25 protein-coding genes are annotated in these 21,635 nt (G+C 39.7%); 3 read left to right on the top strand and 22 right to left on the bottom strand.

Going from position 1 to position 21,635, the window contains the following annotated elements; all coding sequences use genetic code 11:
* The first annotated feature begins 192 nt into the window (after positions 1-192).
* Complete coding sequence (locus tag KE503_RS15035) at positions 193-360, top strand: IS66 family transposase (RefSeq protein WP_212384331.1); 168 nt, start codon at positions 193-195, stop codon at positions 358-360.
* Positions 361-858: 498 nt separating this feature from the next.
* Here KE503_RS15035 and atpC (KE503_RS01465) read toward each other — a convergent pair whose 3' ends face one another.
* From atpC (KE503_RS01465) to KE503_RS01415, 11 genes are all read right to left on the bottom strand, one after another.
* On the bottom strand, positions 859-1,263 hold the full coding sequence (gene atpC, locus KE503_RS01465) for an ATP synthase F1 subunit epsilon (RefSeq protein WP_212384330.1): 405 nt from the start codon (positions 1,261-1,263) through the stop codon (positions 859-861).
* A gap of 8 nt (positions 1,264-1,271) precedes the next feature.
* Positions 1,272-2,675, bottom strand: a complete 1,404-nt coding sequence (atpD, locus tag KE503_RS01460; RefSeq protein ID WP_055196284.1) for a F0F1 ATP synthase subunit beta — start codon at positions 2,673-2,675, stop codon at positions 1,272-1,274.
* Positions 2,676-2,707: 32 nt separating this feature from the next.
* Positions 2,708-3,568, bottom strand: a complete 861-nt coding sequence (gene atpG, locus KE503_RS01455; RefSeq protein WP_055196285.1) for an ATP synthase F1 subunit gamma — start codon at positions 3,566-3,568, stop codon at positions 2,708-2,710.
* An 11-nt stretch (positions 3,569-3,579) separates the two neighbouring features.
* On the bottom strand, positions 3,580-5,088 hold the full coding sequence (gene atpA / locus KE503_RS01450; protein ID WP_055196286.1) for a F0F1 ATP synthase subunit alpha: 1,509 nt from the start codon (positions 5,086-5,088) through the stop codon (positions 3,580-3,582).
* Positions 5,089-5,109: 21 nt separating this feature from the next.
* Complete coding sequence (gene atpH, locus KE503_RS01445) at positions 5,110-5,655, bottom strand: ATP synthase F1 subunit delta (RefSeq protein WP_055196287.1); 546 nt, start codon at positions 5,653-5,655, stop codon at positions 5,110-5,112.
* Positions 5,640-6,161, bottom strand: a complete 522-nt coding sequence (gene atpF / locus KE503_RS01440; RefSeq protein WP_081019862.1) for a F0F1 ATP synthase subunit B — start codon at positions 6,159-6,161, stop codon at positions 5,640-5,642. The genes atpH (KE503_RS01445) and atpF (KE503_RS01440) overlap by 16 nt, the downstream gene beginning before the upstream one ends.
* A 27-nt stretch (positions 6,162-6,188) precedes the next feature.
* Positions 6,189-6,452, bottom strand: coding sequence for an ATP synthase F0 subunit C (atpE, locus tag KE503_RS01435; RefSeq protein ID WP_055196288.1), 264 nt, complete (start codon positions 6,450-6,452; stop codon positions 6,189-6,191).
* A 59-nt stretch (positions 6,453-6,511) separates the two neighbouring features.
* Positions 6,512-7,243 carry a F0F1 ATP synthase subunit A gene (gene atpB, locus KE503_RS01430; protein ID WP_055196289.1) on the bottom strand — a complete coding sequence of 244 codons (732 nt, stop codon included), beginning with the start codon at positions 7,241-7,243 and terminating at the stop codon, positions 6,512-6,514.
* 34 nt (positions 7,244-7,277) lie between these two features.
* Positions 7,278-7,682: an ATP synthase subunit I gene (locus KE503_RS01425; protein ID WP_022374472.1), complete on the bottom strand. Its 405-nt coding sequence runs from the start codon at positions 7,680-7,682 to the stop codon at positions 7,278-7,280.
* Positions 7,672-7,908 carry an AtpZ/AtpI family protein gene (locus KE503_RS01420; protein WP_022374471.1) on the bottom strand — a complete coding sequence of 79 codons (237 nt, stop codon included), beginning with the start codon at positions 7,906-7,908 and terminating at the stop codon, positions 7,672-7,674. The genes KE503_RS01425 and KE503_RS01420 overlap by 11 nt, the downstream gene beginning before the upstream one ends.
* A gap of 212 nt (positions 7,909-8,120) precedes the next feature.
* Positions 8,121-9,479 (bottom strand): aspartate aminotransferase family protein, encoded by a 1,359-nt coding sequence (locus KE503_RS01415; protein WP_212384329.1) that lies wholly within the window; start codon positions 9,477-9,479, stop codon positions 8,121-8,123.
* A 294-nt stretch (positions 9,480-9,773) separates the two neighbouring features.
* Here KE503_RS01415 and KE503_RS01410 point away from each other — a divergent pair, with 294 nt between their 5' ends.
* On the top strand, positions 9,774-10,952 hold the full coding sequence (locus KE503_RS01410; protein ID WP_055196292.1) for a PucR family transcriptional regulator ligand-binding domain-containing protein: 1,179 nt from the start codon (positions 9,774-9,776) through the stop codon (positions 10,950-10,952).
* Between the two features lie 339 nt (positions 10,953-11,291).
* On the opposite strand, the gene KE503_RS01405 is transcribed toward KE503_RS01410, so the two are convergent.
* Complete coding sequence (locus KE503_RS01405; RefSeq protein ID WP_212384328.1) at positions 11,292-11,786, bottom strand: iron-containing alcohol dehydrogenase; 495 nt, start codon at positions 11,784-11,786, stop codon at positions 11,292-11,294.
* A 108-nt stretch (positions 11,787-11,894) separates the two neighbouring features.
* Here KE503_RS01405 and KE503_RS01400 point away from each other — a divergent pair, with 108 nt between their 5' ends.
* On the top strand, positions 11,895-12,698 hold the full coding sequence (locus KE503_RS01400) for an MBL fold metallo-hydrolase (protein WP_022374467.1): 804 nt from the start codon (positions 11,895-11,897) through the stop codon (positions 12,696-12,698).
* Positions 12,699-13,039: 341 nt separating this feature from the next.
* Here KE503_RS01400 and atpC (KE503_RS01395) read toward each other — a convergent pair whose 3' ends face one another.
* The 10 genes from atpC (KE503_RS01395) to KE503_RS01350 all read right to left on the bottom strand — a co-directional run bounded on the left by atpC (KE503_RS01395) (position 13,040) and on the right by KE503_RS01350 (position 21,596).
* Complete coding sequence (gene atpC / locus KE503_RS01395) at positions 13,040-13,453, bottom strand: ATP synthase F1 subunit epsilon (RefSeq protein ID WP_022374466.1); 414 nt, start codon at positions 13,451-13,453, stop codon at positions 13,040-13,042.
* Positions 13,454-14,842 carry a F0F1 ATP synthase subunit beta gene (gene atpD / locus KE503_RS01390; RefSeq protein ID WP_055196294.1) on the bottom strand — a complete coding sequence of 463 codons (1,389 nt, stop codon included), beginning with the start codon at positions 14,840-14,842 and terminating at the stop codon, positions 13,454-13,456.
* 21 nt (positions 14,843-14,863) lie between these two features.
* Positions 14,864-15,733, bottom strand: coding sequence for an ATP synthase F1 subunit gamma (atpG, locus tag KE503_RS01385; RefSeq protein ID WP_212384327.1), 870 nt, complete (start codon positions 15,731-15,733; stop codon positions 14,864-14,866).
* Between the two features lie 9 nt (positions 15,734-15,742).
* The gene (gene atpA / locus KE503_RS01380) at positions 15,743-17,242 is read right to left on the bottom strand and encodes a F0F1 ATP synthase subunit alpha (protein ID WP_008393991.1); all 1,500 of its coding nucleotides are present in this window, start codon (positions 17,240-17,242) and stop codon (positions 15,743-15,745) included.
* A 7-nt stretch (positions 17,243-17,249) separates the two neighbouring features.
* Complete coding sequence (gene atpH, locus KE503_RS01375) at positions 17,250-17,753, bottom strand: ATP synthase F1 subunit delta (RefSeq protein WP_249182926.1); 504 nt, start codon at positions 17,751-17,753, stop codon at positions 17,250-17,252.
* Positions 17,754-17,756: 3 nt separating this feature from the next.
* Positions 17,757-18,239: a F0F1 ATP synthase subunit B gene (gene atpF / locus KE503_RS01370; protein WP_117945208.1), complete on the bottom strand. Its 483-nt coding sequence runs from the start codon at positions 18,237-18,239 to the stop codon at positions 17,757-17,759.
* 18 nt (positions 18,240-18,257) lie between these two features.
* Positions 18,258-18,476: an ATP synthase F0 subunit C gene (gene atpE, locus KE503_RS01365; RefSeq protein WP_008393988.1), complete on the bottom strand. Its 219-nt coding sequence runs from the start codon at positions 18,474-18,476 to the stop codon at positions 18,258-18,260.
* A 62-nt stretch (positions 18,477-18,538) separates the two neighbouring features.
* On the bottom strand, positions 18,539-19,222 hold the full coding sequence (locus tag KE503_RS01360; RefSeq protein ID WP_212384326.1) for a F0F1 ATP synthase subunit A: 684 nt from the start codon (positions 19,220-19,222) through the stop codon (positions 18,539-18,541).
* A 422-nt stretch (positions 19,223-19,644) separates the two neighbouring features.
* Positions 19,645-20,529, bottom strand: coding sequence for a ribose 5-phosphate isomerase B (gene rpiB / locus KE503_RS14670; protein WP_276571700.1), 885 nt, complete (start codon positions 20,527-20,529; stop codon positions 19,645-19,647).
* A gap of 14 nt (positions 20,530-20,543) precedes the next feature.
* A complete protein-coding gene (locus KE503_RS01350) occupies positions 20,544-21,596 on the bottom strand; it encodes an L-threonylcarbamoyladenylate synthase (RefSeq protein WP_212384325.1) in 1,053 nt (350 codons plus the stop codon).
* Positions 21,597-21,635: the final 39 nt, after the last annotated feature.

Here is a 21,635-nt window from a genome sequence, read left to right as displayed (position 1 = left end):
TATATGCAACTCAAAATAACACTTATCTTTAGAAATCAAATATGAACAGATTCGTCTGAAAATGATTACGCTTGGACTAATTCATTGTGATGAGACCGGAAGTCGCGTAGATGGAAAAACCTGTTGGGTTCACGTTGCATCGGATTAGGATTATACATACCTGACCATAAATCGGAAACGGGCCAGATAGGCATGGATGCTTCAAATGTACTGCCGCATACCCAAGGGATCATCGTGCATGATTGCTGGGGTTCTTATTGGAAGTACCAGGATGTGACACATGCAATCTGCTGTGCGCATCTTCTCCGGGAATTAAACCACCTTTGCCAAAACGGAATAGAAAAGCACCAGAGGGCCTAATCTCTGGTGCTTTTCGTTTGCCCTTACGGACTATTCATTTCATTCTGCCTACTGGCATTATAGCATACGCATTTTGGTGCTTCAAGTATTCCAGAATATCAAATTTAACAACACAGACCGCTACGCAAAATGTAATACACTTGTTAATTTCTTGTTAATAAATACAAAATACAATTGACAAGAAATTAAATATTCCATACGATATGGTTAGTTGTAAATAACTAATACTTAAGTGGAGGTAGGAATTAATGAAACAAATAATTAAAAATTTAGTTCACAATAAAAGAATAAGGCATTTTTTATTGTTGATGGAAGTTACTTATTATTTAATTTAATATATTGTTTAGTATTCAAATATGACTTTATCACTACACACACAATTATAATGTTTATTTTTATGAATATTTGTTTGTTTATTGGAACTCAAGATGAAGAATAATAAAAAGATTCTAAGCAATCAATCTGCCTAGAATCTTTTTACACATATTCAAATTTACTTTATGCTTTCAATCCCTTACGAACTAACGCTCTCTTAAGTGCCAATTCTGCCCTTGCAATATCAATATCTGTGCTCTTAGTTTCGAGTCTCTTTCTTGCTCTCTCTTCCGCTTTCTTTGCACGTTCAACATCGATATCTTCCGGCCATTCTGCGACTTCTGCCAGGATACTCATGGTTGTTTCTGTGACTTCCACGAATCCTTTTAGTAATGCCGCTTTCTTCTTGGTTCCGTCTTCTTCTGTGATCGTTAAGACTCCAGGTGCGATGATCATCGTCATCGGAATGTGTCTTGCGTAGATTCCGACTTCTCCTTCGGTTGTATTTAACTCAACAAATGTGACATCTCCTGTATAAAATGAGCGTTCTGGTGTAATGACTTCTAATTTCATTGTGTTTTCAGCCATAGGATCACCTACTTATTTCTTGCTGCAAAACGTTCTACAACTTCTTCGATGGTTCCTGCATTTAAGAACATTCCTTCTGGAATCTCATCGTGTTTTCCTTCTAAGATTTCCTTAAATCCCTGGATCGTATCGCTTAAGGATACATACTGCCCTGGTTTTCCTGTAAACTGTTCGGCTACGAAGAATGGCTGAGACAGGAATCTTTGTACCTTTCTTGCGCGGTCTACGACCAGTTTCTCGTCTTCAGAAAGTTCATCCATTCCTAAGATTGCGATGATATCCTGTAATTCTTTGTATTTTTGCAGAATCTCCTGTACGCCTCGTGCGACTTTGTAGTGTTCTTCTCCAACAACTTTTGGATCTAGGATTCTTGATGTGGATTCCAATGGATCTACTGCTGGATAGATTCCCATTTCTGAGATTGCACGGGATAGTACGGTTGTCGCATCCAGATGGGCAAATGTTGTTGCTGGTGCCGGGTCGGTTAAGTCATCGGCTGGCACATAGACTGCCTGTACGGATGTGATCGATCCATTCTTTGTGGATGTGATACGTTCCTGTAAGGCACCCATCTCTGTCTGCAGTGTTGGCTGGTAACCTACCGCACTTGGCACTCGTCCAAGTAAGGCGGATACCTCGGATCCTGCCTGTGTGAAACGGAAAATGTTGTCGATAAATAATAAGACGTCTTTTCCTCCACGGTCACGGAAATCTTCTGCGATCGTAAGTCCAGTAAGCCCTACTCTCATACGGGCTCCAGGTGGTTCGTTCATCTGTCCGAAGACCATGGCGGTCTTGTCGATAACACCTGATTCACTCATCTCTGTGTAAAGGTCATTTCCTTCACGAGTACGTTCTCCTACTCCAGTAAATACGGAATATCCTCCATGCTCTGTGGCGATATTTCGGATCAGTTCCTGGATCAGTACAGTTTTTCCTACTCCCGCACCACCAAACAGACCGATCTTTCCACCCTTCTGGTATGGGCAGAGAAGGTCAACGACCTTGATCCCTGTTTCCAGAACTTCTGTCTCTGTAGATTGTTCTGAAAATTCCGGTGCTTTTCTGTGGATTGGTAAACGGTCGGCTCCTTCTGGCGCCGGTTTATTATCAATAGGATCTCCCAGCACGTTAAAGATTCGTCCTAAGGTTGCTTCTCCTACAGGAACGGAGATCGGTCCGCCTGTAGCCTGTGCTTCCATTCCACGGACTAATCCGTCGGTTGGTCCCATTGCGATACATCTTACGGTGTCATCACCCAGGTGCTGTGCAACTTCAACGACAAGTTTTCCGCCGTCTCTTGTCTGGATATCGATCGCATCGTTGATCTCTGGCAGGTTATCACTGCTAAACTTGATATCCAGAACCGCACCGATGACCTGTGTGATCTTTCCTGTACGATTATCTGCCATGTTATTTCCTCCTGCTTCTTATATCGAGTCCATCACTTCAGGGCCTCGGCTCCTGAAATGATCTCTGTTAATTCTTGTGTGATCGCTCCCTGTCTTGCTCGGTTGTATGCAAGTTCTAAGCTTGAGATCATCTCTTCTGCATTACTTGTTGCTGAATCCATTGCCTGCATTCTGGCTCCATTCTCACTCGCTACGGATGTGACTAAGGCTCCATAGATCATGCTGCAGATATACTTTGGAATCAGTAAGGATAAGGCTTCTTCCGGCTCCGGCTCAAAATTCATTGGAGCCTTGCTTTCTTTTTCTTCTTCCTTACTTTCTATATTGCTCTCAATCGGAAGTAATTTTACAAGTTTTGGTTCATGAACCACGGTATTTTTAAAATCTGTGTATGCCAGATAGATCTCACCGATCTCTCCATCTTCAAAAGCTTTTAGAAGTTTCTCTCCTAAGATTCTGGCATCATCATAGACTGGCTCGTTGATCATCTCTGAATCATCAGAAACGATCTCATACCCACGATGTTTTAACGTATCCATCGCTTTGTGTCCTACCGCATAGATCATGATATCTTCTTTGTTCATACCGCTGTCCCGGATCAGTTTCACGATATTGTTATTATATCCTCCTGCTAATCCACGGTTGGATGAAATGGTAATGATCCCTTTCTTTGTGGAACCATTTTCCTGTAAATACGGATGATTGATATTACCTGCCTTGGCAAGGATCGAGCTTACTGTCTCATACATCTTATTAAAGTATGCTTTGGACTCGTCTGCTCTCTGCTTTGCTCTCTGCAGTTTTACCGTGGATACCAGTTTCATCGCTTTTGTGATCTGTCCGGTACTTTCGACGCTGGCTTTTCGTCTTTTAATATCAATTATTGATGCCATGACAGATCACCTTACTTTCTAAATGATTCTTTTGCTTCATTGATCGCTTTGATCAGTTTCTCTTCGGTCGCATCATCCATGACTTTCGTCTCGGCAATGCTTGTAAAGATCTCTGGATATTTCGTATCGATCAAGTCAAATAATTCTTTCTGGAAATCAAGGATCTGATCTACTGCCAAGTCTAAGAGATATTTCTTGACTGCTGCGTAGATGATCACAACCTGCTTCTCAACCGCTAATGGCTGATACTGTGGCTGTTTTAAAACTTCCCTGATTCTCTCACCCTGATCTAATCGCTCTTTTGTATCATCATCAAGTTCTGATCCAAACTGGGCAAATGCTGCCAGCTCACGATACTGTGCAAGGTCTGTACGGATTGGTCCTGCGATCTTCTTCATCGCTTTGATCTGTGCAGATCCTCCAACTCGTGATACTGAAAGTCCGGCATTGATCGCTGGTCTGAAACCTGCATTAAACATCTCTGTTTCCAGATAGATCTGTCCATCCGTGATGGAAATAACGTTCGTTGGGATGTATGCAGATACATCACCTGCCTGTGTCTCGATGATCGGAAGGGCTGTTAGAGATCCTCCACCTAATTCATCGGATAATCTGGCTGCACGCTCTAATAATCTGGAATGTAAATAGAAGACATCTCCAGGATAAGCTTCACGTCCAGGTGGTCTACGAAGAAGTAAGGAAAGTGTACGGTATGCAGTTGCATGTTTGCTTAAGTCATCATATACAACTAATACATCTTCTCCTCTCTCCATCCATTCTTCACCGATCGCACATCCTGCATATGGTGCGATATACTGAAGTGGTGCTAATTCACTGGCTGTAGACGCTACAACCGTTGTATAATCCATTGCGCCAAATTCTTCTAAAGTCTTTACAATATTGGCAACTGTGGATGCTTTCTGGCCGATCGCTACATAAATACAGTGAACACCCTGTCCTTTCTGATTAATGATCGTATCGATCGCGATCGCTGTCTTACCGGTCTGTCTGTCACCGATGATCAACTCACGCTGTCCTCTTCCGATCGGTACCATCGCATCAATCGCTTTGATTCCTGTCTGAATCGGAGTATCTACGGATTTTCTTGAGATAACTCCTGACGCAACTCTTTCAATTGGACGATATTTATCTGTCTCGATCGGACCTTTATTGTCAATTGGCTGTCCTAAGGAGTTTACAACACGTCCTGTCAGTTGATCTCCAACCGGCACTTCTACCACGCGGCCCGTTGTCTTGACAATATCGCCTTCGTTAATATTTCTACGGTCACCTAAGAGAACTGCACCTACGTTGTCCTCTTCTAAGTTTAATACCATTCCATAGACTTCCCCCGGAAATTCGAGCAGTTCTCCCTGCATCGCTTTCTCAAGTCCATGGATTCTGGCGATTCCGTCAGCAACCTGTATTACCGTTCCAATATCAGAGGTTTCAAGCTTTGTTGAATATTGTTTGATCTGTTCTTTGATAACTGAACTGATCTCTTCTGGTCTTAAATTCATGGGGCTTATCTTCCTCCTGTTCTATAGTTGTATTTGTGACAGATATCTTCCCATCGAATCAAGCTTTGTACGGATAGAATTATCCACAATCCGATCATCCATACAAAGGATCAATCCACCAATGATATCTTTATCTGTCTCATAAGTCACCTCTAACTTCTTGTATTCTGAAGAATTGATGACTTTCTTTAAGATCTTGTCTTTTTGTTCTTGTGACAGTGGCGTCGCTGACGTTACATGTAAGGCTCCGATTCCTAACTGACGTTTGATATTAGAAATGATGTAAGTAAAAATTCCATCAAATTCTTTAAAACGCCCTTTCTTGATGATGATCATTAAAAATCCTGTCATATCATCAGAAACCCGGCCGTTAAAAACGTTCTTTGCTGCCTCCATCTTCTCTTCCTTTGTGATCTGGGGATGATTTAAGAAGTTTACGAAATCTGTGTTGGAATCTAAGATTTCTTTCACTGCTTTCGCTTCTTCTAAAGCTTCGATAAGAGCGTCCTCATCTGTTTTCACAGAAATATAGGCATCCCCGTAAATTTTATCTACTCTTGAAGCCATGTCTTATCACCCATTTCCTGTAAGGTCTGATCAACTAAAGCATTCTGGTCTGCTTCGTCCATCTGATTCTGGATGAATTTGCCAGCCATTAAAACTGCCATCTTAACCATCTCCTGCTTCATCTGATCTCTTGCACCTATCTTAGCAAGCTCTGCCTCATGATTCGCACTTTCTATGATCCTTGCGGCCTCTTCTTTGGCTCCTGCAACAATCTCTTCCTCTCTCTTCAGTGCTTTCTTTCTGGCCTGTGCCATCAAGGCATCTGCTTCTTTTTCAACATTTTTTAGTTTATGATCGTATTCGGCTTTTAACTTTGCAGCTTCTGCCTGATCGGCTGCTGCCTGATCGATCTCATTTGCAATTCTGTTCTTACGGTCTTCTAAGATCTTACGAACCGGTTCAAACAAAATATAGGAAAGCAGTGCAAACATGATGAACACTGCGATTCCCTGCATAATCACATCAAAGCCAAGCTGAATATCTAATCCAAATATTCTTCCGTCCACGCCTTGGCCTCCCTTCGGCTTGTTTTATTAAAGTTTTGCAAACAGTGGATTTGCATATAATAAGATCAAACCAATAACCAGACCATAAAGACCTGTTGTCTCTGCTACCGCCTGTCCAAGAAGCATGGTAGATGTGATATCACCTTTGGCTCCTGGATTACGTCCTACTGCTGCTGCACCCTGTCCTGCTGCGTATCCCTGTCCAATACCAGGTCCGATACCTGCGATCAGTGCCAGTCCTGCTCCGATTGCAGAACACCCTAATACAAATGCTTCACTTGAAATATTCATAGTTTTTTCCTCCTGAACTACATATTAAAGTTTCCTATCTTGATCGTTGATAGATTGTCTTAAGCTTCCCGCTTATCTGTAATAAATGTCATCGTAAGCATCGCAAATACAAATGTCTGGATCGCTCCGGAGAACAGATCAAAGTACATATGCAAGAATGCCGGAATACCTAGCTGCGCAAGCCATGGCAGCAATCCGTACCACAATGCCATCATGATCGTACCCGCCATAATATTTCCAAACAAACGAAGAGACATAGAAAGCGGTGTCGCAAACTCTCCGATCAGGTTAATTGGAAATAAGATTGGGATTGGTTTGAAAAGATCGGTAAATACATGTAATTTACTCGTCTTAAATGCACTGTACTGGATCAGTACAAATGTGATCAACGCTAATGCAAGCGTCGTTCCATAGTCCGCTGTCGGTGGTCTTAAGCCAAATAATCCCGATGTATTGGAGAAAAAGATAAAGACCATGATCGTTCCAATGTAATTTACAAATGGACGCCAATGTCTTCCCATATTTCCCTTGACCAGATTATCAAGCATCTCTACGACCATCTCCACAAAATTCTGAAGTCCTGATGGCTTCTCATCTCCGTGAAGAACTGCATGTCTTGCGATCAGTGCTAATACAATGATAAATACCATAACGATCAGCGTCGTCACATGCGTTGTCGTGATCCAGACTTTATGCCCGAAAAATTTCAGCGGAATCAGCCCGTGCACCATAAAGTCAACGTCATCACCGGATGATGCTGCCAACATCATGGGGGCATTCATAATTCCCATCGCACAACCTCCTTTTCTGCTTATTATCATCACTTTATTCCTGCAAGATCTTCTTCGTGATATGCTCGTGAACCGGCTTTTGTAAAAATGCTGCAAACTTGCTGCTTAAGAAACCAACAAGTGCTGCGATAAATGCACTCATACTAAGCTTGATCATCACATACAAAACAACCAGTGTCACCACATAACGGATCAATGCACTTACGATCATATGTCTGCTTGCCTGATGTGTATCCATCTGTACAGACTTCTGAATACTTACCATCATCGTCGTGATCATGATCCACGCTGCGATCAGACCAACAACTGCTCCGATCAGATACCTTAGATCACCTCTGGTTATTATCATACCCAAAATTGCAGATAACACTCCGCCTAGAAGAATTCCGATCATCAGATCCAGGTATGTCTCGTCTAGCTGTCTTAATTTATCTCTCATCTTTCTCCTCCATATCTTCCTGTTCTAGTATATTGTGGATCAGAGAATATACTCCTCTGATTCCTCCCATAATACCAAGAATCAGAAAAAGAAGAAACAGATTTGTGGAAAAATGTTTATCAATCCACAGTCCGATCGCCATGCATAAAAAAACAGAAGTCAACATCGTGATCCCAATCTGTGTTACCAGCGACAACATCTTGATCACTGGTCCATACTTATGCATAGACATTTCCTCCTTTTAGCGAAATCTTTATAAAGTTTATTATAACATTTTTCCCAAACACAAGCCACCTTATTTTTTATTATTTATCTATTTTTACCAAAAGAAACCAGAAAAATGAGATTTTTCGTCATTTTTACCCTGGTTTCTTCTTATTAAAAAGATGTTTAATTTTTTAGATAAATTTTTTCAATTTTCTCTGATTATTTTTGCTTTTATTTCTCTAATAATTCTTTGATCACAGATTCATAAATATCAAGTCCAGCTTCTAACTGTTCATCTGTCATAACGAGTGGTGCAAGGAATCGGATAACATTTCCATATGTACCTGCTCCCTCGATCATCAATCCTTTCTGAGCGCATCCTTTGATGACTGCTGCAGAAAATTCTGGATATGGTTCTTTTGTTTTCTGATCTTTGACAAACTCAAGACCGATCATTCCTCCAAGTCCACGAACATCTCCGATCACTGGATATTTTTCTTTCCACTCATTGAATCTCTTAGATACCTTTTCACCGATCTCGCAAGAACGTCCTGCAATGTCATCTCGTTCCATGATCTCGATCGTCTTTAAGGCTGCTGCACATGCTAATGCGTTACCACAGAATGTACCACCGATCGTTCCTGGTGCTGAAGCTTCCATGATCTCTTCTCTTGCAACGATCGCTGATAATGGAACACCGGCTGCAATAGATTTGGCTGTTGCTAAGATATCAGGCTGTACCCCTGATTCTTCCCAATAGTTTGTAGCAAACATTCTACCTGTACGGCAGAATCCTGTCTGAACTTCGTCCGCTACTAATAAAATTCCATTTTCATCACAGATCTTTCTGACCGCTTTGACCCATTCAATTGGTGCTGGGATAAATCCACCTTCACCCTGTAATGGTTCTACAACGATCGCTGCGATCGTATCTGCTGGTCCGCACTGTTCAAAGACTGCTTTGATAGAATCTAAATAGTAATCTAGGGCTGCTTCCTGAGGCATTCCTGCTGGATTTCTATAGTAGTATGGGAACTGTGCACGATAAACACCATCCGGGAAAGGTCCCATTCCAACGGCATATGCTTTCTTAGATGTCATGGACATTGTCATTAAAGTTCTTCCATGGAACGCTCCGGAAAATACGATGATATTTGGTCGTTTTGTAAATGCTTTCGCGATCTTGACTGCATTTTCATCTGCTTCAGCACCACTATTTGCGAAGAATACTTTTTTCTTATTACCTTTGACCGGTGCGATCTGTGTTAATTTTTCAGATAATGCAACATAGCCTTCATGAGTCACTACATTGTACATTCCGTGAAAATATTTCTCTGCCTGTACTTTGACTGCTTCTACAACTTCCGGCTGTGAAAAACCGATATTTAAAACTCCAACTCCACCGATCCAGTCTAAAAATTTATTTCCATCAACATCCTGAATCATAGCTCCTTCACCCTTTTCGATCACAACGGGATAAACGCATTTGATCGCGGATGGATTGACTGCTTCTCTTCGGTCGATGATTGCCTGTGCTTTTGGTCCTGGTAATGTTTCAGTGATGATCTCTGGTAAATCTGTTCTTAGCATATTCATATCCTCCTCTATTTTAAAAACTTATCTTCTGATTTGTCTTTGTTTTTGTAGTGATGATTATTTGTACATTCATTTGCAAATAAAAAAAGTACAACAAGGATGCTTTGTTCAACACCTTTGTTGTACCTTTTGATTGTATTTTTACATATTTTTCTGAAGTTTCCTATATTCTTTTATCACAATTTTCCTTTGATTCTTTGTGTTCGTTGCACAAATGGTATCAAATGTGTTAGACTATTTTTACATGACTTCAAATGAATAGGACACAAATAAAGGAGGGCAAATCTTATGCCTCTTACATTAAATGAATTATATACACAAACAAAACATCAATATCACCTTTCCATGATTGCAGGTAAAACTGGGATCGATCATATCATGAACTGGGTTTATGTCTCCGAAGACAGCTCAACTCATGATTTTTTGAAGGGCGGAGAACTTATTATCACAACCGGGATCAACTATCAGGATGAGACTTCTCTTTATGAGTTTATTGAAACAATGATCCAAAGCCATACTTGCGGAATGATCTTAAATACAGGGAAATATATTCTTTCAGATCATATCACAGATTCGATCAAAGAATTGTGCGACAAACACAACTATCCATTGATCAACATGCCTTGGGAAGTTCATATTTATGATATTACAAGAGATTATTATAATCGGATCTTTATGGATACACAGAAAGATACTTCGATCACAGATGCATTTTTGTCTTTTATTGAAAATGATTCTCTGCATCATTATGATGCTTTGCGGATTCTGGAAGATAATCATTTTGAGAAGGACAATTGCTATGAGATTGCTTTAATGAAGTGTAATAAGAAAGTGATTTCTGATGACCTGAAATTGCGTCTGCTTTTTTTGATGGAAAGTTTTGTGAAGTTAAATGATCTGGATATCCATATTGCTTTTTATAAAAATCATTTTTTATTTGTTTTTCATGATATGGATGAAATACAGATTTATGATGAAATGTCTTCTTTGGTTTCTTCGCTTAAAAATTCTTTTAAAAAGCTTCATATTTATGTAGGGATCGGAAGTTCTGTCCACATGCTTCGTGAGATTGGTGCAAGTTATCAACGTTCTCTGGCTGCTCTTGTTTATGCTGTGAATAAAGGTCAGGAAATTGCCCGATTTGAGGAAATGGGATTTTTTAAAATTCTTCATTCTGTAAATGATCGGAATCTTTTGGTTGCTTATCATGATGAGTATTTGAAAGATATTGAGGAGTATGATCAGATTCATGATACGAATTATCTGGAAACTTTGCATCAGTACCTGCTTTGTAACGGGAGTATTCAGCATGTGGCTTCGAATATGTTCTGTCATCGAAATACCATTACTTATCGGATGCGAGTGATCGAGGATCATTGGGAGTTGAAGTTGGATGATACGGTGGAGAAGTTTCATTTGATGGTGGCGTTTTTTATTCGGGATTATCTGGAGGTAAGTAAATTCTGATTTGTAGTTTGAAGGCGGAAATTATTGGTGAAATATTATAAAAAAGGAACCATATACACTGGTGCACAAAAAATATCCTGATCTTTACTTACATCTTTTGTATTTGACATACCTCCATCTGGGTCATTTGTATTATATGCTACTAAAACTGTTTTCGAATCTTTTAAATCTGGTTTTGATTTTGCTTCCGTAAGCAGTCATACCAGAATGGTAAATGCCAACAGGCTTCAGGTACACGCTCTTGCGTATAATATATTTAATTGGTTTAAGCTGCATAGATCAAATTTAAAGATTCATGGCACAGTTTCTGATTTAAATACTGTTTCTTGAATAATGCAATTAAAATAAGGTTTTATAAATCCCATAAATCGTATCCCGATCCAATTTCACATAATTATTCGCCATTAATCTTCCCTGTTTCGTCATAACAACTTCTGTGAATTCTTCCAACTCTTCTTCTTTCACACCATACTCATGTAACGCTTTCTTAGGAATCAGATGATTTAACAGCACTTCTATCTCTTCATAAACTTCCTCAGGTTTACATTCAAGAATTCCTGCGTAGGTGCTTGCTAAGAGAACTTGTCCGATCCGTGGTTTTCTCGCTTCTTCTCCGTCTTTTGCGATTGCTTTGTATGTTTCTAAGATCATTTTCATTGCTTTCTTTGAAAACATCTGGGTAAATGGATTTGCTTTTGGTGATGTGTAGGATTCTATGGAATGAATCAGGGCATCGATAGAGCTTGTTGCGAAGAATCTGAATGGCAGACTTTCTACCAGCTCTGGAATCAGAACTGCTTCGTCTGTATATAGTTCGTCGACTGCTAATCCCATTTTTGTGATTCTTCTCGTTTTTGTTGCAATAATATTTTATTTTCATTGGTAGAAATCATTTCTTTCTTCGGTTATAATTATATAAGCAAAACAGAAAAGGAGATTTTTATGGAACAGCTAATTGTTTTAGGAACTGGAAATGCACAAGCAATTCATTGTTATAACACTTGCTATGCTATGAAAAAAGGCGAAGAATATTTTCTTGTTGATGCTGGAGGTGGAAATGGTATTTTATCTCAACTTGATAAAGCTTCAATTCCACTTGAAAAGATTCATCATATTTTTGTGACACATGCCCACAATGATCATATCTTAGGAATGGTATGGATGATCCGTATGATCGCTACTTCTATGAACAAAGGTACTTACGATGGAACATTAACTATCTATTGTCATGAAGAACTGGTTGATACGATCAAAACGCTTACAAAACTTACGGTTGGGAAGAAATTTTACAAACACTTTGATGAGCGTATTCTATTCCATGTTGTTGCACATAGCGATACTGTCACGATTCTTGAAGATTCTTTTACCTTCTTTGATATTGGTTCTACAAAGGAAAAACAGTTTGGTTTTACTTGCCTTATGGACCATGGAACAAAGGTATCTTTTCCTGGAGATGAGCCATATCGTGAATCATTATATGAGTTTGTAAAAGGATCTGACTGGTTACTTCATGAAGCATTTTGTGTATATGATGAAAGGGATATTTTTAAACCTTATGAAAAACATCACAGTACTGTCAAAGATGCCTGTGAATTAGCGCAAACGCTTCATATCCCGAATCTTGTTTTGTGGCATACAGAAGATAAAGATATGAAACACCGTCAGGGAAAATATCTGGCAGAGGGTAAACAATATTATGATGGGAAACTTTATATTCCTGAGGATTTCGATGTTTTAAAATTTTAATTTTTTGGGTTGGCCAACTGTAGAATTCGAATATATGATAAAAAATAAATAAGCAACCGAAAGCGATGCGGTGGAATTTTGCAGTATCGATTCCATTAAAAAGCGGCATAATAATATCTAAAATGATCAAATCCATACGTGTCTTTTGATGTTCATGAATCAATTCATCTCCATTGTATGGCTGATCTTAGAACTTAAGATTCCAAAGAATAATGTTGTGGCATTGTGTATGATTTTGTTTTCATTATAACATAACATTAAAAAAAGTCAGTCATTTGGACTCGAGTTTTACAAACTTTGTCCAAATGACTGACTTGAGTTTTATTAGCTATATTTGTAGATTATTTCTTTACATACTTTGATGTAACTCTCAGTCGTGCCATCGCACGAGACAATGCAGCCTGCGTATGATAATACTGCAAACGACTCTGTTTCTGTTTCATTCGTTCTTCGGCTCTTGTTTTGGCTTCTCTTGCACGGATGATGTCGATATCTTCTGGACGTTCCACGGTATCAACCACGATAACCACGAAATCTCTGGTAACATCTGCGAATCCTTCTCCGACAACACAGACTCTCCATTCTCCATCAACTTTAAAACGAAGTTCTCCTGCGACTACAGCTGTTACTGTGTCTTCATGGTTTGCTAATACTCCGTAAAGTCCATCGACTGCTGGGAAAATGACATGTTCACAGGCTCCACTGTAGAACTTTTTGTCACTGGCAATGATCTCAAAATAAAAGGTTTCTGCCATTTACATCACCTCTTTTGCCTTTTCCTTTACATCATCAATTGTTCCGACCATTAAGAAGGCCTGTTCTGGATATTCATCCATTTCTCCATCAAGGATTGCCTTAAATCCTCGGATCGTTTCTTTGACAGGAACGTATTTACCAGGAATTCCTGTAAATGTTTCTGCTACACTAAATGGCTGTGATAAGAATTTCTGAATCTTTCTTGCACGATATACTGTAATCTTGTCTTCTTCGTCTAATTCTTCCATACCAAGGATTGCGATGATATCCTGTAATTCTTTGTATCTCTGAAGTGCTTCTTCTACACGTCTTGCTACTTCGTAATGTTCTTCTCCAACAACATCTGGCTCTAGAATACGTGAGCTTGATTCCAGCGGATCTACAGCTGGATAGATACCCTGTTCAGAAATGGATCTTGATAATACAGTTGTTGCATCCAGATGGGCAAATGTTGTTGCTGGTGCTGGGTCTGTTAAGTCATCGGCTGGCACATAAACTGCCTGTACGGATGTAATAGATCCGTTCTTTGTGGATGTGATACGTTCCTGTAAAGCACCGACTTCATTTGCCAGTGTTGGCTGATAACCTACAGCAGATGGCATACGTCCTAACAGAGCAGATACCTCTGATCCTGCCTGTACATAACGGAAAATGTTATCGATGAATAATAACACGTTCTGTTTTTCCTGATCACGGAAATATTCTGCCATGGTAAGTCCTGTCTGGGCAACTCTCATACGAGATCCAGGTGGCTCGTTCATCTGTCCAAACACTAAGGCTGTATTTTTGATAACTCCGGATTCTGTCATTTCATTCCAGAGGTCATTTCCTTCTCTTGAACGTTCTCCTACACCTGTGAAGATGGAGTATCCTCCATGTTCTGTTGCAATATTATGAATCAGTTCCTGAATTAAGACTGTCTTACCGACTCCGGCACCTCCGAACAGACCGATCTTACCACCTTTCGCATATGGTGCTAAAAGGTCGATGACTTTGATACCTGTTTCAAACATTTCTACAACAGGACTCTGGTCTTCAAATTTTGGTGGTTCACGATGGATCGCCCATTTTTCTTCTGTCTCAACAGGCTCTCCTTTATCGATAGCTTCTCCAAGTACGTTAAACATACGTCCTAATGTCTGTTTTCCGACTGGAACTTTGATTGGTCCACCAGTTGCTGTGACTTCCATTCCTTTGTGAAGTCCTTCACTGGCTGCTAATAAGATACAGCGTACAGTACGATTACCCATATGCTGTTCTACTTCCATAACAACTTCTTTTCCTTTATTAACAACGGTCAAGGCGTCATGAATCAAAGGGAGCTGTTCAGTTTCAAATTCTACGTCGATTACTGGACCAAGAATCTGTACGATTTTTCCTTTTTCCATTTTATTTCCCTTCCTTCACTGTTACTCTTTCTTTAATGATTTGGCTCCGGCACATACCTCTGTGATCTCCTGAGTGATCGCTGCCTGACGAGCTCGGTTATACATAAGTCCCAGTGATCTTATCATTTCTCTCGCACTCTTGCTTGCACCTTCCATCGCCATCATTCTGGCGTTTAATTCACTGGAAAATGATTCTACCATCGCACCATAGACAAGTCCTTTGATATAGTTTGGTGCCAAGCGGTCAAGTACCGCCTTTACAGATGGCTGAAATTCTGTCATATGTGATCTCTTTCCTTTGCCTGCAAACTCATACTGATCTGGGTTTAACGGTAACACACGGATCATCGTTGGTTCTGAGGTAATGGATGTGATCATCTTTGTGTAAATAATATAGACTTCATCAAGTTCTCCTGATACATATTCCTCGATCAGTTTCTCGGCAATTCTTCTTGCTCTATAAATCGTAGGATCCTGTGTTGTATAGAAGAAATCTTCGTCCATCTGGGCTGCATTTCTTCGTCTGAAATAGTTACGTCCCATATATCCAATCACGAACAGTTTATCATCTTCATTAATATTCTCTTCTGCCATTTTTGTAATGTTATGATTATAGGCCCCGGCAAGTCCACGGTCTGCAGTCATCACAAGATATCCTTTTTTGGGATGTTCTTTCTTTCTTTTGTTTAAGAAAATGTGCTGAAGATCTGGCGTATGTGCCATGATATCAAGCAGAGATGCCTGAAGCATTTCAAAGTATGGAGTTGTGGCATCTAACTGCTTTCTTGCTTTCTTTAATTTGGAAGATGAGATCAGATACATCGCATTTGTGATCTTTAATGTATCTTCGATACTGTTCATCCTTGTTTTAATTTCTCTGATATTTGCCATAGTGATCACCTACTTTAAATAGGCTTCTATCGCCTCTTGGATCTCTTTTGCAATGTCATCTGTTAAGACTTTGCCTTCGTCGATCTTCTTCACTGTCTCTGGATATTTCTGTTCAAAGAATGCTGTCATTTCTTCTGTCTCTGCCTTTAATTCTTTGACTGGAACATCATTTAACATCTTATGACCTGCTGCAAACAGAAGTAAAATCTGTTTATGTAATGCCATTGGATGGTACAATGGCTGTTTTAACAGTTCGATCAGATGAGATCCATAATTTAATGTTGCTTTTGTTCCATCGTCAAGGTCTGAACTAAACTGTGTAAATACCTCAAGTTCTCGATACTGAGCTAAGTCAATACGAAGGTTTCCGGCTACTTTCTTCATGATCTTTGTCTGTGCTGCTCCACCTACACGAGATACAGAAAGTCCAACATTGACCGCTGGTCTTACACCGGAGAAGAATAACTCACTTTCAAGGAAGATCTGTCCGTCTGTGATAGAGATTACGTTTGTAGGAATGTACGCGGATACGTCTCCTGCCTGTGTCTCGATGATCGGTAATGCTGTGATAGATCCACCACCAAGTTCATCGCTTAATCGGCAAGAACGTTCTAGTAATCTTGAATGTAAGTAGAATACATCTCCAGGGTAAGCTTCACGTCCAGGTGGACGATCCAGCAGTAAGGAAATTGCACGATAAGCAACGGCATGCTTAGACAGATCATCATATACGATCAAAACGTCTTTTCCCTGATGCATAAAGTGCTCTGCAATTGCTGTTCCTGCATATGGTGCAATGTACTGTAAAGATGCAAGGTCACTTGCAGATGCGGATACTACAATAGAGTAATCCATAGCACCATGTTTACTTAATGTTGTTACGATCTGTGATACTGTTGATGCTTTCTGTCCGATCGCTACATAAATACAGATAACATCCTGTCCTTTTTGATTTAAGATCGTATCAACTGCGATCGATGTTTTACCTGTCTGACGGTCACCGATGATCAGCTCACGCTGTCCACGTCCGATCGGGAACATAGAGTCGATCGCTAAGATACCTGTCTGTAATGGCTGATCAACAGATTTTCTGTCGATAACTCCTGCTGCCTCATGTTCGATTGGTCTTCTCTCGTCAGTTTTAATTTCACCTTTTCCATCGATTGGTTCTCCGATCGCATTAACGACACGTCCGATCATAGCATCTCCAACCGGGATATCTGCCTGTACACCGGTTCTTGCTACTTTAGATCCTTCCATTAATCCATGATCGGAACCAAGTAAAACACAACCGATACAGTTTCTTTCAACATTCAGTACAAGTCCGTGGACACCTGTTTCAAAAATAACAAGTTCTCCATACATTGCCTGGTCCATTCCATAGACTGTTGCAATACCATCTGCGATCTGAATGATTCTTCCTTCTTCTTTGACCTCAGTTTTCTGGTCATAATTTTCAATTTGATCTTTTAATACAGAAACGACTGTTTCTGGATTGATACTGCTCACCTGATTCTCACCTCCATGTAAGTTTCTGCTGTAATTTTCTCATTTTACCACTCAGGCTGTTATCATAAACATGGTCTCCAACTTTCAGCATGAAACCACCGATTAAATCTTTGTCTTCTTTTAAAGTAAGATCTACTTCATCTGCCTGATACTGTTTCATAAGATACTGTTTGATTCTCTCTAACTGTTCGTCTTTTGGCATTGTCACATAGTCAAACTCTGCCTTGATGATCTTGTCTGTCTTACGTTTTAATTCATCGTAATACTCAACTGCCTCGTCAAAACAATCAATATCATCATTGTCACATACTATTTTCAAGAAACTCTTAAGATCATCGGAAAATAACTTATCAACCACATTTTCTTTTTCTTTTTTTGTGATCATTGGATTTTCCAGCGCCCTTAAAAGTTCCTTATTTTCATGAAGCATGTCCTGTGCTTTTTGTAAGCTTTCCTTTTTCATTCCAAGTTCAAACAATACCTGTCCATACGTCATGGAAATTCTCTTCATATGCTAGACACCTGCCTCTTTCAGGAAATCATCTAAAAGCTTTTCATTGCCTTTGTCATCTGCTTCTTTTTCCACAACTTTGGAAGCTGCCATAAGTGCGATCCCTGCGATTTCTGTCTGAAGACCTGCGATCGTCTTTTGTTTCTCAGCTTCAATATCTTTACGGGCATTTTCTTTCATAAGAGCAATCTCTTCTTTTGTCTGATCCATCTTATTCTGGTATTCATTCTTCGCTCTTGCTCTTGCATCGGAAACGATCTGTCCTGCCTCATCTTTTGCCTGTGCAAGGTTCTTCTCATATTCCTGTTTGATTCCCTCTGCTTCAGCTTTCGTCTGTGCTGCTTCATTTAAGTCACTTGAGATCATTTCTTTTCTCTTCTCCATGATCTCGCTGACTGGTCCAAATAAGAACTTACGAAGCAACAGATAAAATACGACAATGTTGACGATCGGCCAGATAATGCCCCAGTCTAATTTCAGAAACATATCTTCCGCCTCCTACTTCTATTTCATTACAATTAACAGAATCGCAACAACTAATCCATAAATTGATGTAGCTTCGGCTAATGCACAACCAAGTAATAATGTCTTATTGATATTTCCAGCTTCTTCTGGCTGTCTTGCGATTGCTCCAAGTGCTCCGTTTGTTGCAACACCGATACCAATACCTGCTCCTAAACCTGTTAATACTGCAATTCCTGCTCCAATAGCTGCTAATCCCATGATTCTAATCTCCTTTTAAATAAAAATTAAATTTGTAATTTGTGTATCTGTCCAGATACCTTTTACTCAATTGATTCACTGATAAACAGTGATGTTAATAATACAAATACATATGCCTGTAATAATCCATCGAAAAAGTCAAAGTAACAACTAAATGGCAATGGCACGATCGCTGGTGCGATATGTGTGATCAGTTCCATTAAAACGAATGCTCCTAAGACATTTCCGAAAAGTCGCATACACAGTGATAACGGTCTTGTAAATAATTCAAGGATGTTAATGGCCGCCATCATTGGCATAGGTTCCACATAACTGTGGATATATCCTTTCAATCCTTTCTCGTGGATTCCAGAATATATGATCAAAAACAAACTGATGATCGCTAATCCTGCGGTAACGTTCAGATCTTTCGTTGGCGGTTTCGCTCTGAAAAATCCCGAAATATTTGCACACGCAAGATAAATCAGAATTGTTCCAAGAAACGGTATGTAACGTTTCCCTTTTTTGCCGACCAGACCACCGATGAAGTTATAGATGAAACCGACTAAGGCTTCCACATAAACTTGCGGTCCTTCTGGTATGACTTTCAGGTTCCGTACGAATATGATGCAGAGCAACACTACGATCGCTATGATCACCCACGTCGTTACGGCTGACTGTGGTACTGGAATACCTCCGCCAATGGGGATCGTAAAGCTTGTCTTAAGTGAGAGCTCTTCCATCAGATAATCTCCCAATGAACCCATTTTCTCCTCACCTTCTTTAATTTTATTCTTTTGAAGAAATCCAAGGGGTAATTTCTTCAAAAGTAAAAGAGTGCCTACACAATACATCGTAAACACCCTTGTTATGCATGCTATTTTATGCCTCTAATTTTTATTTGTCAATTCTTTTTGCGTTAAGATTGTGTTTGTTTTTTGTTTAATACTTACAAATAAGTGCGTTAAATTTTAGTAAAAAACACCAAAACACAAGGGTTTGCGGTATTTATAAATGACAGTTAGTCATTTTTAGTTGTGTTAAGATATGATTAATTTTTCCTGTTATTTTTGCTTACTCTTAATTAAAATTGTATGCAAAAAAAGACATTCAGGTAACAAATTTTATCATTTGCTTTCCTGAATGTCTTCTATATTTATATATCGTCTATATGATCTTTGTATGACTCTTAATCTTCAATCTGGTTGATTCGACGAATATGTCTTTCATCATTTGAGAATTCTGTCTCAAGGAATGTATCAACAATATCAAGTGCTAATCCTTCTCCAACAACACGTGCTCCCATTGCAAGGATATTTGCATCATTGTGTTCTCTTGTTGCATGAGCGCTGAATGTGTCACTGCAAAGTGCTGCACGGATTCCTTTGATCTTATTTGCTGTGATAGAAATTCCGATTCCTGTTCCACAGATTAAAATTCCTTTTTCTACTTTTCCGTCTTTAACTGCATTTGCAACTGCTTTTGCATACACAGGATAATCACAAGATTCTTCAGAATAGCATCCATAATCCTTTACTGCATATCCTTTGTCTTCCAGATGCTTGATGACTGCCTGTTTTAATGCATATCCACCGTGATCACTACCAATACCTATCATTTCGTTTCCTCCTAATCTTTCTTCCCATATTTTCTTAACTAAACGAGCAATCTGTTCAAAACAGCGCTCGTAGTCGTCATCTTCCATACCATATGGATCAATGATCGCACCTTCCACACTGGCATATTCATTCAATGTCGCAATCTCTTTATAACCATGATATTCTTCTAAGATCTTCTCTTTCTGTTCTTCCGTCATGGTTAAGATCAGATCGCTTTGTTCTACTTCTTCCTGTGTAAGCTGTGCCGATTGAAAATCAAGACTTTCAATTCCACACTTCTGTATTACCATGTCCGCTGCCTTAACATGGACCGGTTCTGGAAATAATACGACTAAGCCTCTTGAGATTACTTCAATATTCTTCTGGTGTGCATCCAGAAGAAGCTGTCGAAGAAGCGACTCAGCAATGAAACTTCGGCACGTATTATTCGTACTTACCATTATTATTTTCTTCAAAATATTCTCCTTCTTTAAATACGGAGGATTTCATGTCCTGCTGCTTTCACCATACGATTCATGATCGCTTCACTTAAAGGTTCTCCCTCAAAACCTTCGGAATAGATCATATCTACATCCTTATGGTCAAATTCTCTTAATACATCATATAAATGTGCTGTCACTGTCTCAAGATGTGCTCTCTGTCCTACAGAAACAACTTCATCTGCCTCATAGAGATCTTTTGTCTCATCCGATGCAATGATTCCTATCTTTTTTCCCTTTTCCTTTTGTTCTCTGGCTAGTTTGTTGATATAATTTACAACCTTCTCCTGGTCCTCACCTAGTACAAGCACCATTTCTGCCTTTGGCGCATAATGTTTGTACTTCATTCCTGGAGCTCTTGGCACTCCGTGGTCACTTGCTTTTAGGGATGTATTCATCAGTACTTCACATCCAAGAAAATCTTCCATGGTCTCCTTCGTGATCCATCCTGGTCTTAAGATTACTGGCTCTGTATCTGTAAAATCAATGATCGTTGATTCTACTCCTACTAAAACAGCTCCCCCATCTAAGATCATCGGGATCTTTCCATGAAGATCTTCCATCACATGTTCTGCTTTTGTCGGACTTGGACGACCGGATGTATTCGCACTTGGTGCTGCAATTGGCACTCCTGATTTCTTGATCAGTTCAAGAGCTATGGGATGATCCGGCATACGGATCGCTACGGTATCAAGTCCACCTGTGACACAATCTGGTACCTGATCTGCTTTCGGTAAAATTACCGTCATAGGTCCCGGCCAGAAATGTTCCATCGCACGTCTTGCATTATCTGGAATCTCCTTAACCAGAGATTCTACCATCTGCATATCACATACATGAAGGATCAATGGATTATCGGAAGGTCTTCCTTTTGCTGCATAAATCTTTCTTGCCGCATCAGGAAACAATCCATTACCTCCAAGGCCATAGACAGTCTCTGTTGGAAATGCTACAAGTTCGCCTTCTTTAATCAGTCTTCCGGCTTCTTCCATGTCCTTTTTGCAATCTTCCATATTGTTAATTTTTACAAGTTTTGTTTCCATTTTTTTATCTCCTGACTTTGATTCAATGTTATGGATGAA

It is taken from the genome of Anaerostipes sp. Marseille-Q3525, assembly GCF_018223505.1.
Lineage (GTDB): Bacteria > Bacillota > Clostridia > Lachnospirales > Lachnospiraceae > Anaerostipes > Anaerostipes amylophilus.
Note: the sequence above shows the minus strand (reverse complement) of the source record. Positions and strands in the feature narration are given on the sequence as shown.

What these genes read in the sequence shown, in the direction of transcription:
- atpE (WP_008393988.1), bottom strand. Translation starts at nt 18,476, where the DNA reads ATGGGATTAGCAGCTATTGGAGCAGGAATTGCAGTATTAACAGGTTTA.
- atpG (WP_055196285.1), bottom strand. Translation starts at nt 3,568, where the DNA reads ATGGCATCAATAATTGATATTAAAAGACGAAAAGCCAGCGTCGAAAGT.
- atpH (WP_055196287.1), bottom strand. Translation starts at nt 5,655, where the DNA reads ATGGCTTCAAGAGTAGATAAAATTTACGGGGATGCCTATATTTCTGTG.
- atpD (WP_055196294.1), bottom strand. Translation starts at nt 14,842, where the DNA reads ATGGAAAAAGGAAAAATCGTACAGATTCTTGGTCCAGTAATCGACGTA.
- KE503_RS15035 (WP_212384331.1), top strand. Translation starts at nt 193, where the DNA reads ATGGATGCTTCAAATGTACTGCCGCATACCCAAGGGATCATCGTGCAT.
- atpH (WP_249182926.1), bottom strand. Translation starts at nt 17,753, where the DNA reads ATGAAGAGAATTTCCATGACGTATGGACAGGTATTGTTTGAACTTGGA.
- KE503_RS01350 (WP_212384325.1), bottom strand. Translation starts at nt 21,596, where the DNA reads ATGGAAACAAAACTTGTAAAAATTAACAATATGGAAGATTGCAAAAAG.
- KE503_RS01420 (WP_022374471.1), bottom strand. Translation starts at nt 7,908, where the DNA reads ATGCATAAGTATGGACCAGTGATCAAGATGTTGTCGCTGGTAACACAG.
- atpD (WP_055196284.1), bottom strand. Translation starts at nt 2,675, where the DNA reads ATGGCAGATAATCGTACAGGAAAGATCACACAGGTCATCGGTGCGGTT.
- KE503_RS01415 (WP_212384329.1), bottom strand. Translation starts at nt 9,479, where the DNA reads ATGCTAAGAACAGATTTACCAGAGATCATCACTGAAACATTACCAGGA.
- atpA (WP_055196286.1), bottom strand. Translation starts at nt 5,088, where the DNA reads ATGAATTTAAGACCAGAAGAGATCAGTTCAGTTATCAAAGAACAGATC.
- atpB (WP_055196289.1), bottom strand. Translation starts at nt 7,243, where the DNA reads ATGGGAATTATGAATGCCCCCATGATGTTGGCAGCATCATCCGGTGAT.
- KE503_RS01410 (WP_055196292.1), top strand. Translation starts at nt 9,774, where the DNA reads ATGCCTCTTACATTAAATGAATTATATACACAAACAAAACATCAATAT.
- atpF (WP_117945208.1), bottom strand. Translation starts at nt 18,239, where the DNA reads ATGTTTCTGAAATTAGACTGGGGCATTATCTGGCCGATCGTCAACATT.
- KE503_RS01400 (WP_022374467.1), top strand. Translation starts at nt 11,895, where the DNA reads ATGGAACAGCTAATTGTTTTAGGAACTGGAAATGCACAAGCAATTCAT.
- atpC (WP_022374466.1), bottom strand. Translation starts at nt 13,453, where the DNA reads ATGGCAGAAACCTTTTATTTTGAGATCATTGCCAGTGACAAAAAGTTC.
- KE503_RS01425 (WP_022374472.1), bottom strand. Translation starts at nt 7,682, where the DNA reads ATGAGAGATAAATTAAGACAGCTAGACGAGACATACCTGGATCTGATG.
- KE503_RS01360 (WP_212384326.1), bottom strand. Translation starts at nt 19,222, where the DNA reads ATGGGTTCATTGGGAGATTATCTGATGGAAGAGCTCTCACTTAAGACA.
- atpG (WP_212384327.1), bottom strand. Translation starts at nt 15,733, where the DNA reads ATGGCAAATATCAGAGAAATTAAAACAAGGATGAACAGTATCGAAGAT.
- atpC (WP_212384330.1), bottom strand. Translation starts at nt 1,263, where the DNA reads ATGGCTGAAAACACAATGAAATTAGAAGTCATTACACCAGAACGCTCA.
- KE503_RS01405 (WP_212384328.1), bottom strand. Translation starts at nt 11,786, where the DNA reads ATGGGATTAGCAGTCGACGAACTATATACAGACGAAGCAGTTCTGATT.
- atpE (WP_055196288.1), bottom strand. Translation starts at nt 6,452, where the DNA reads ATGAATATTTCAAGTGAAGCATTTGTATTAGGGTGTTCTGCAATCGGA.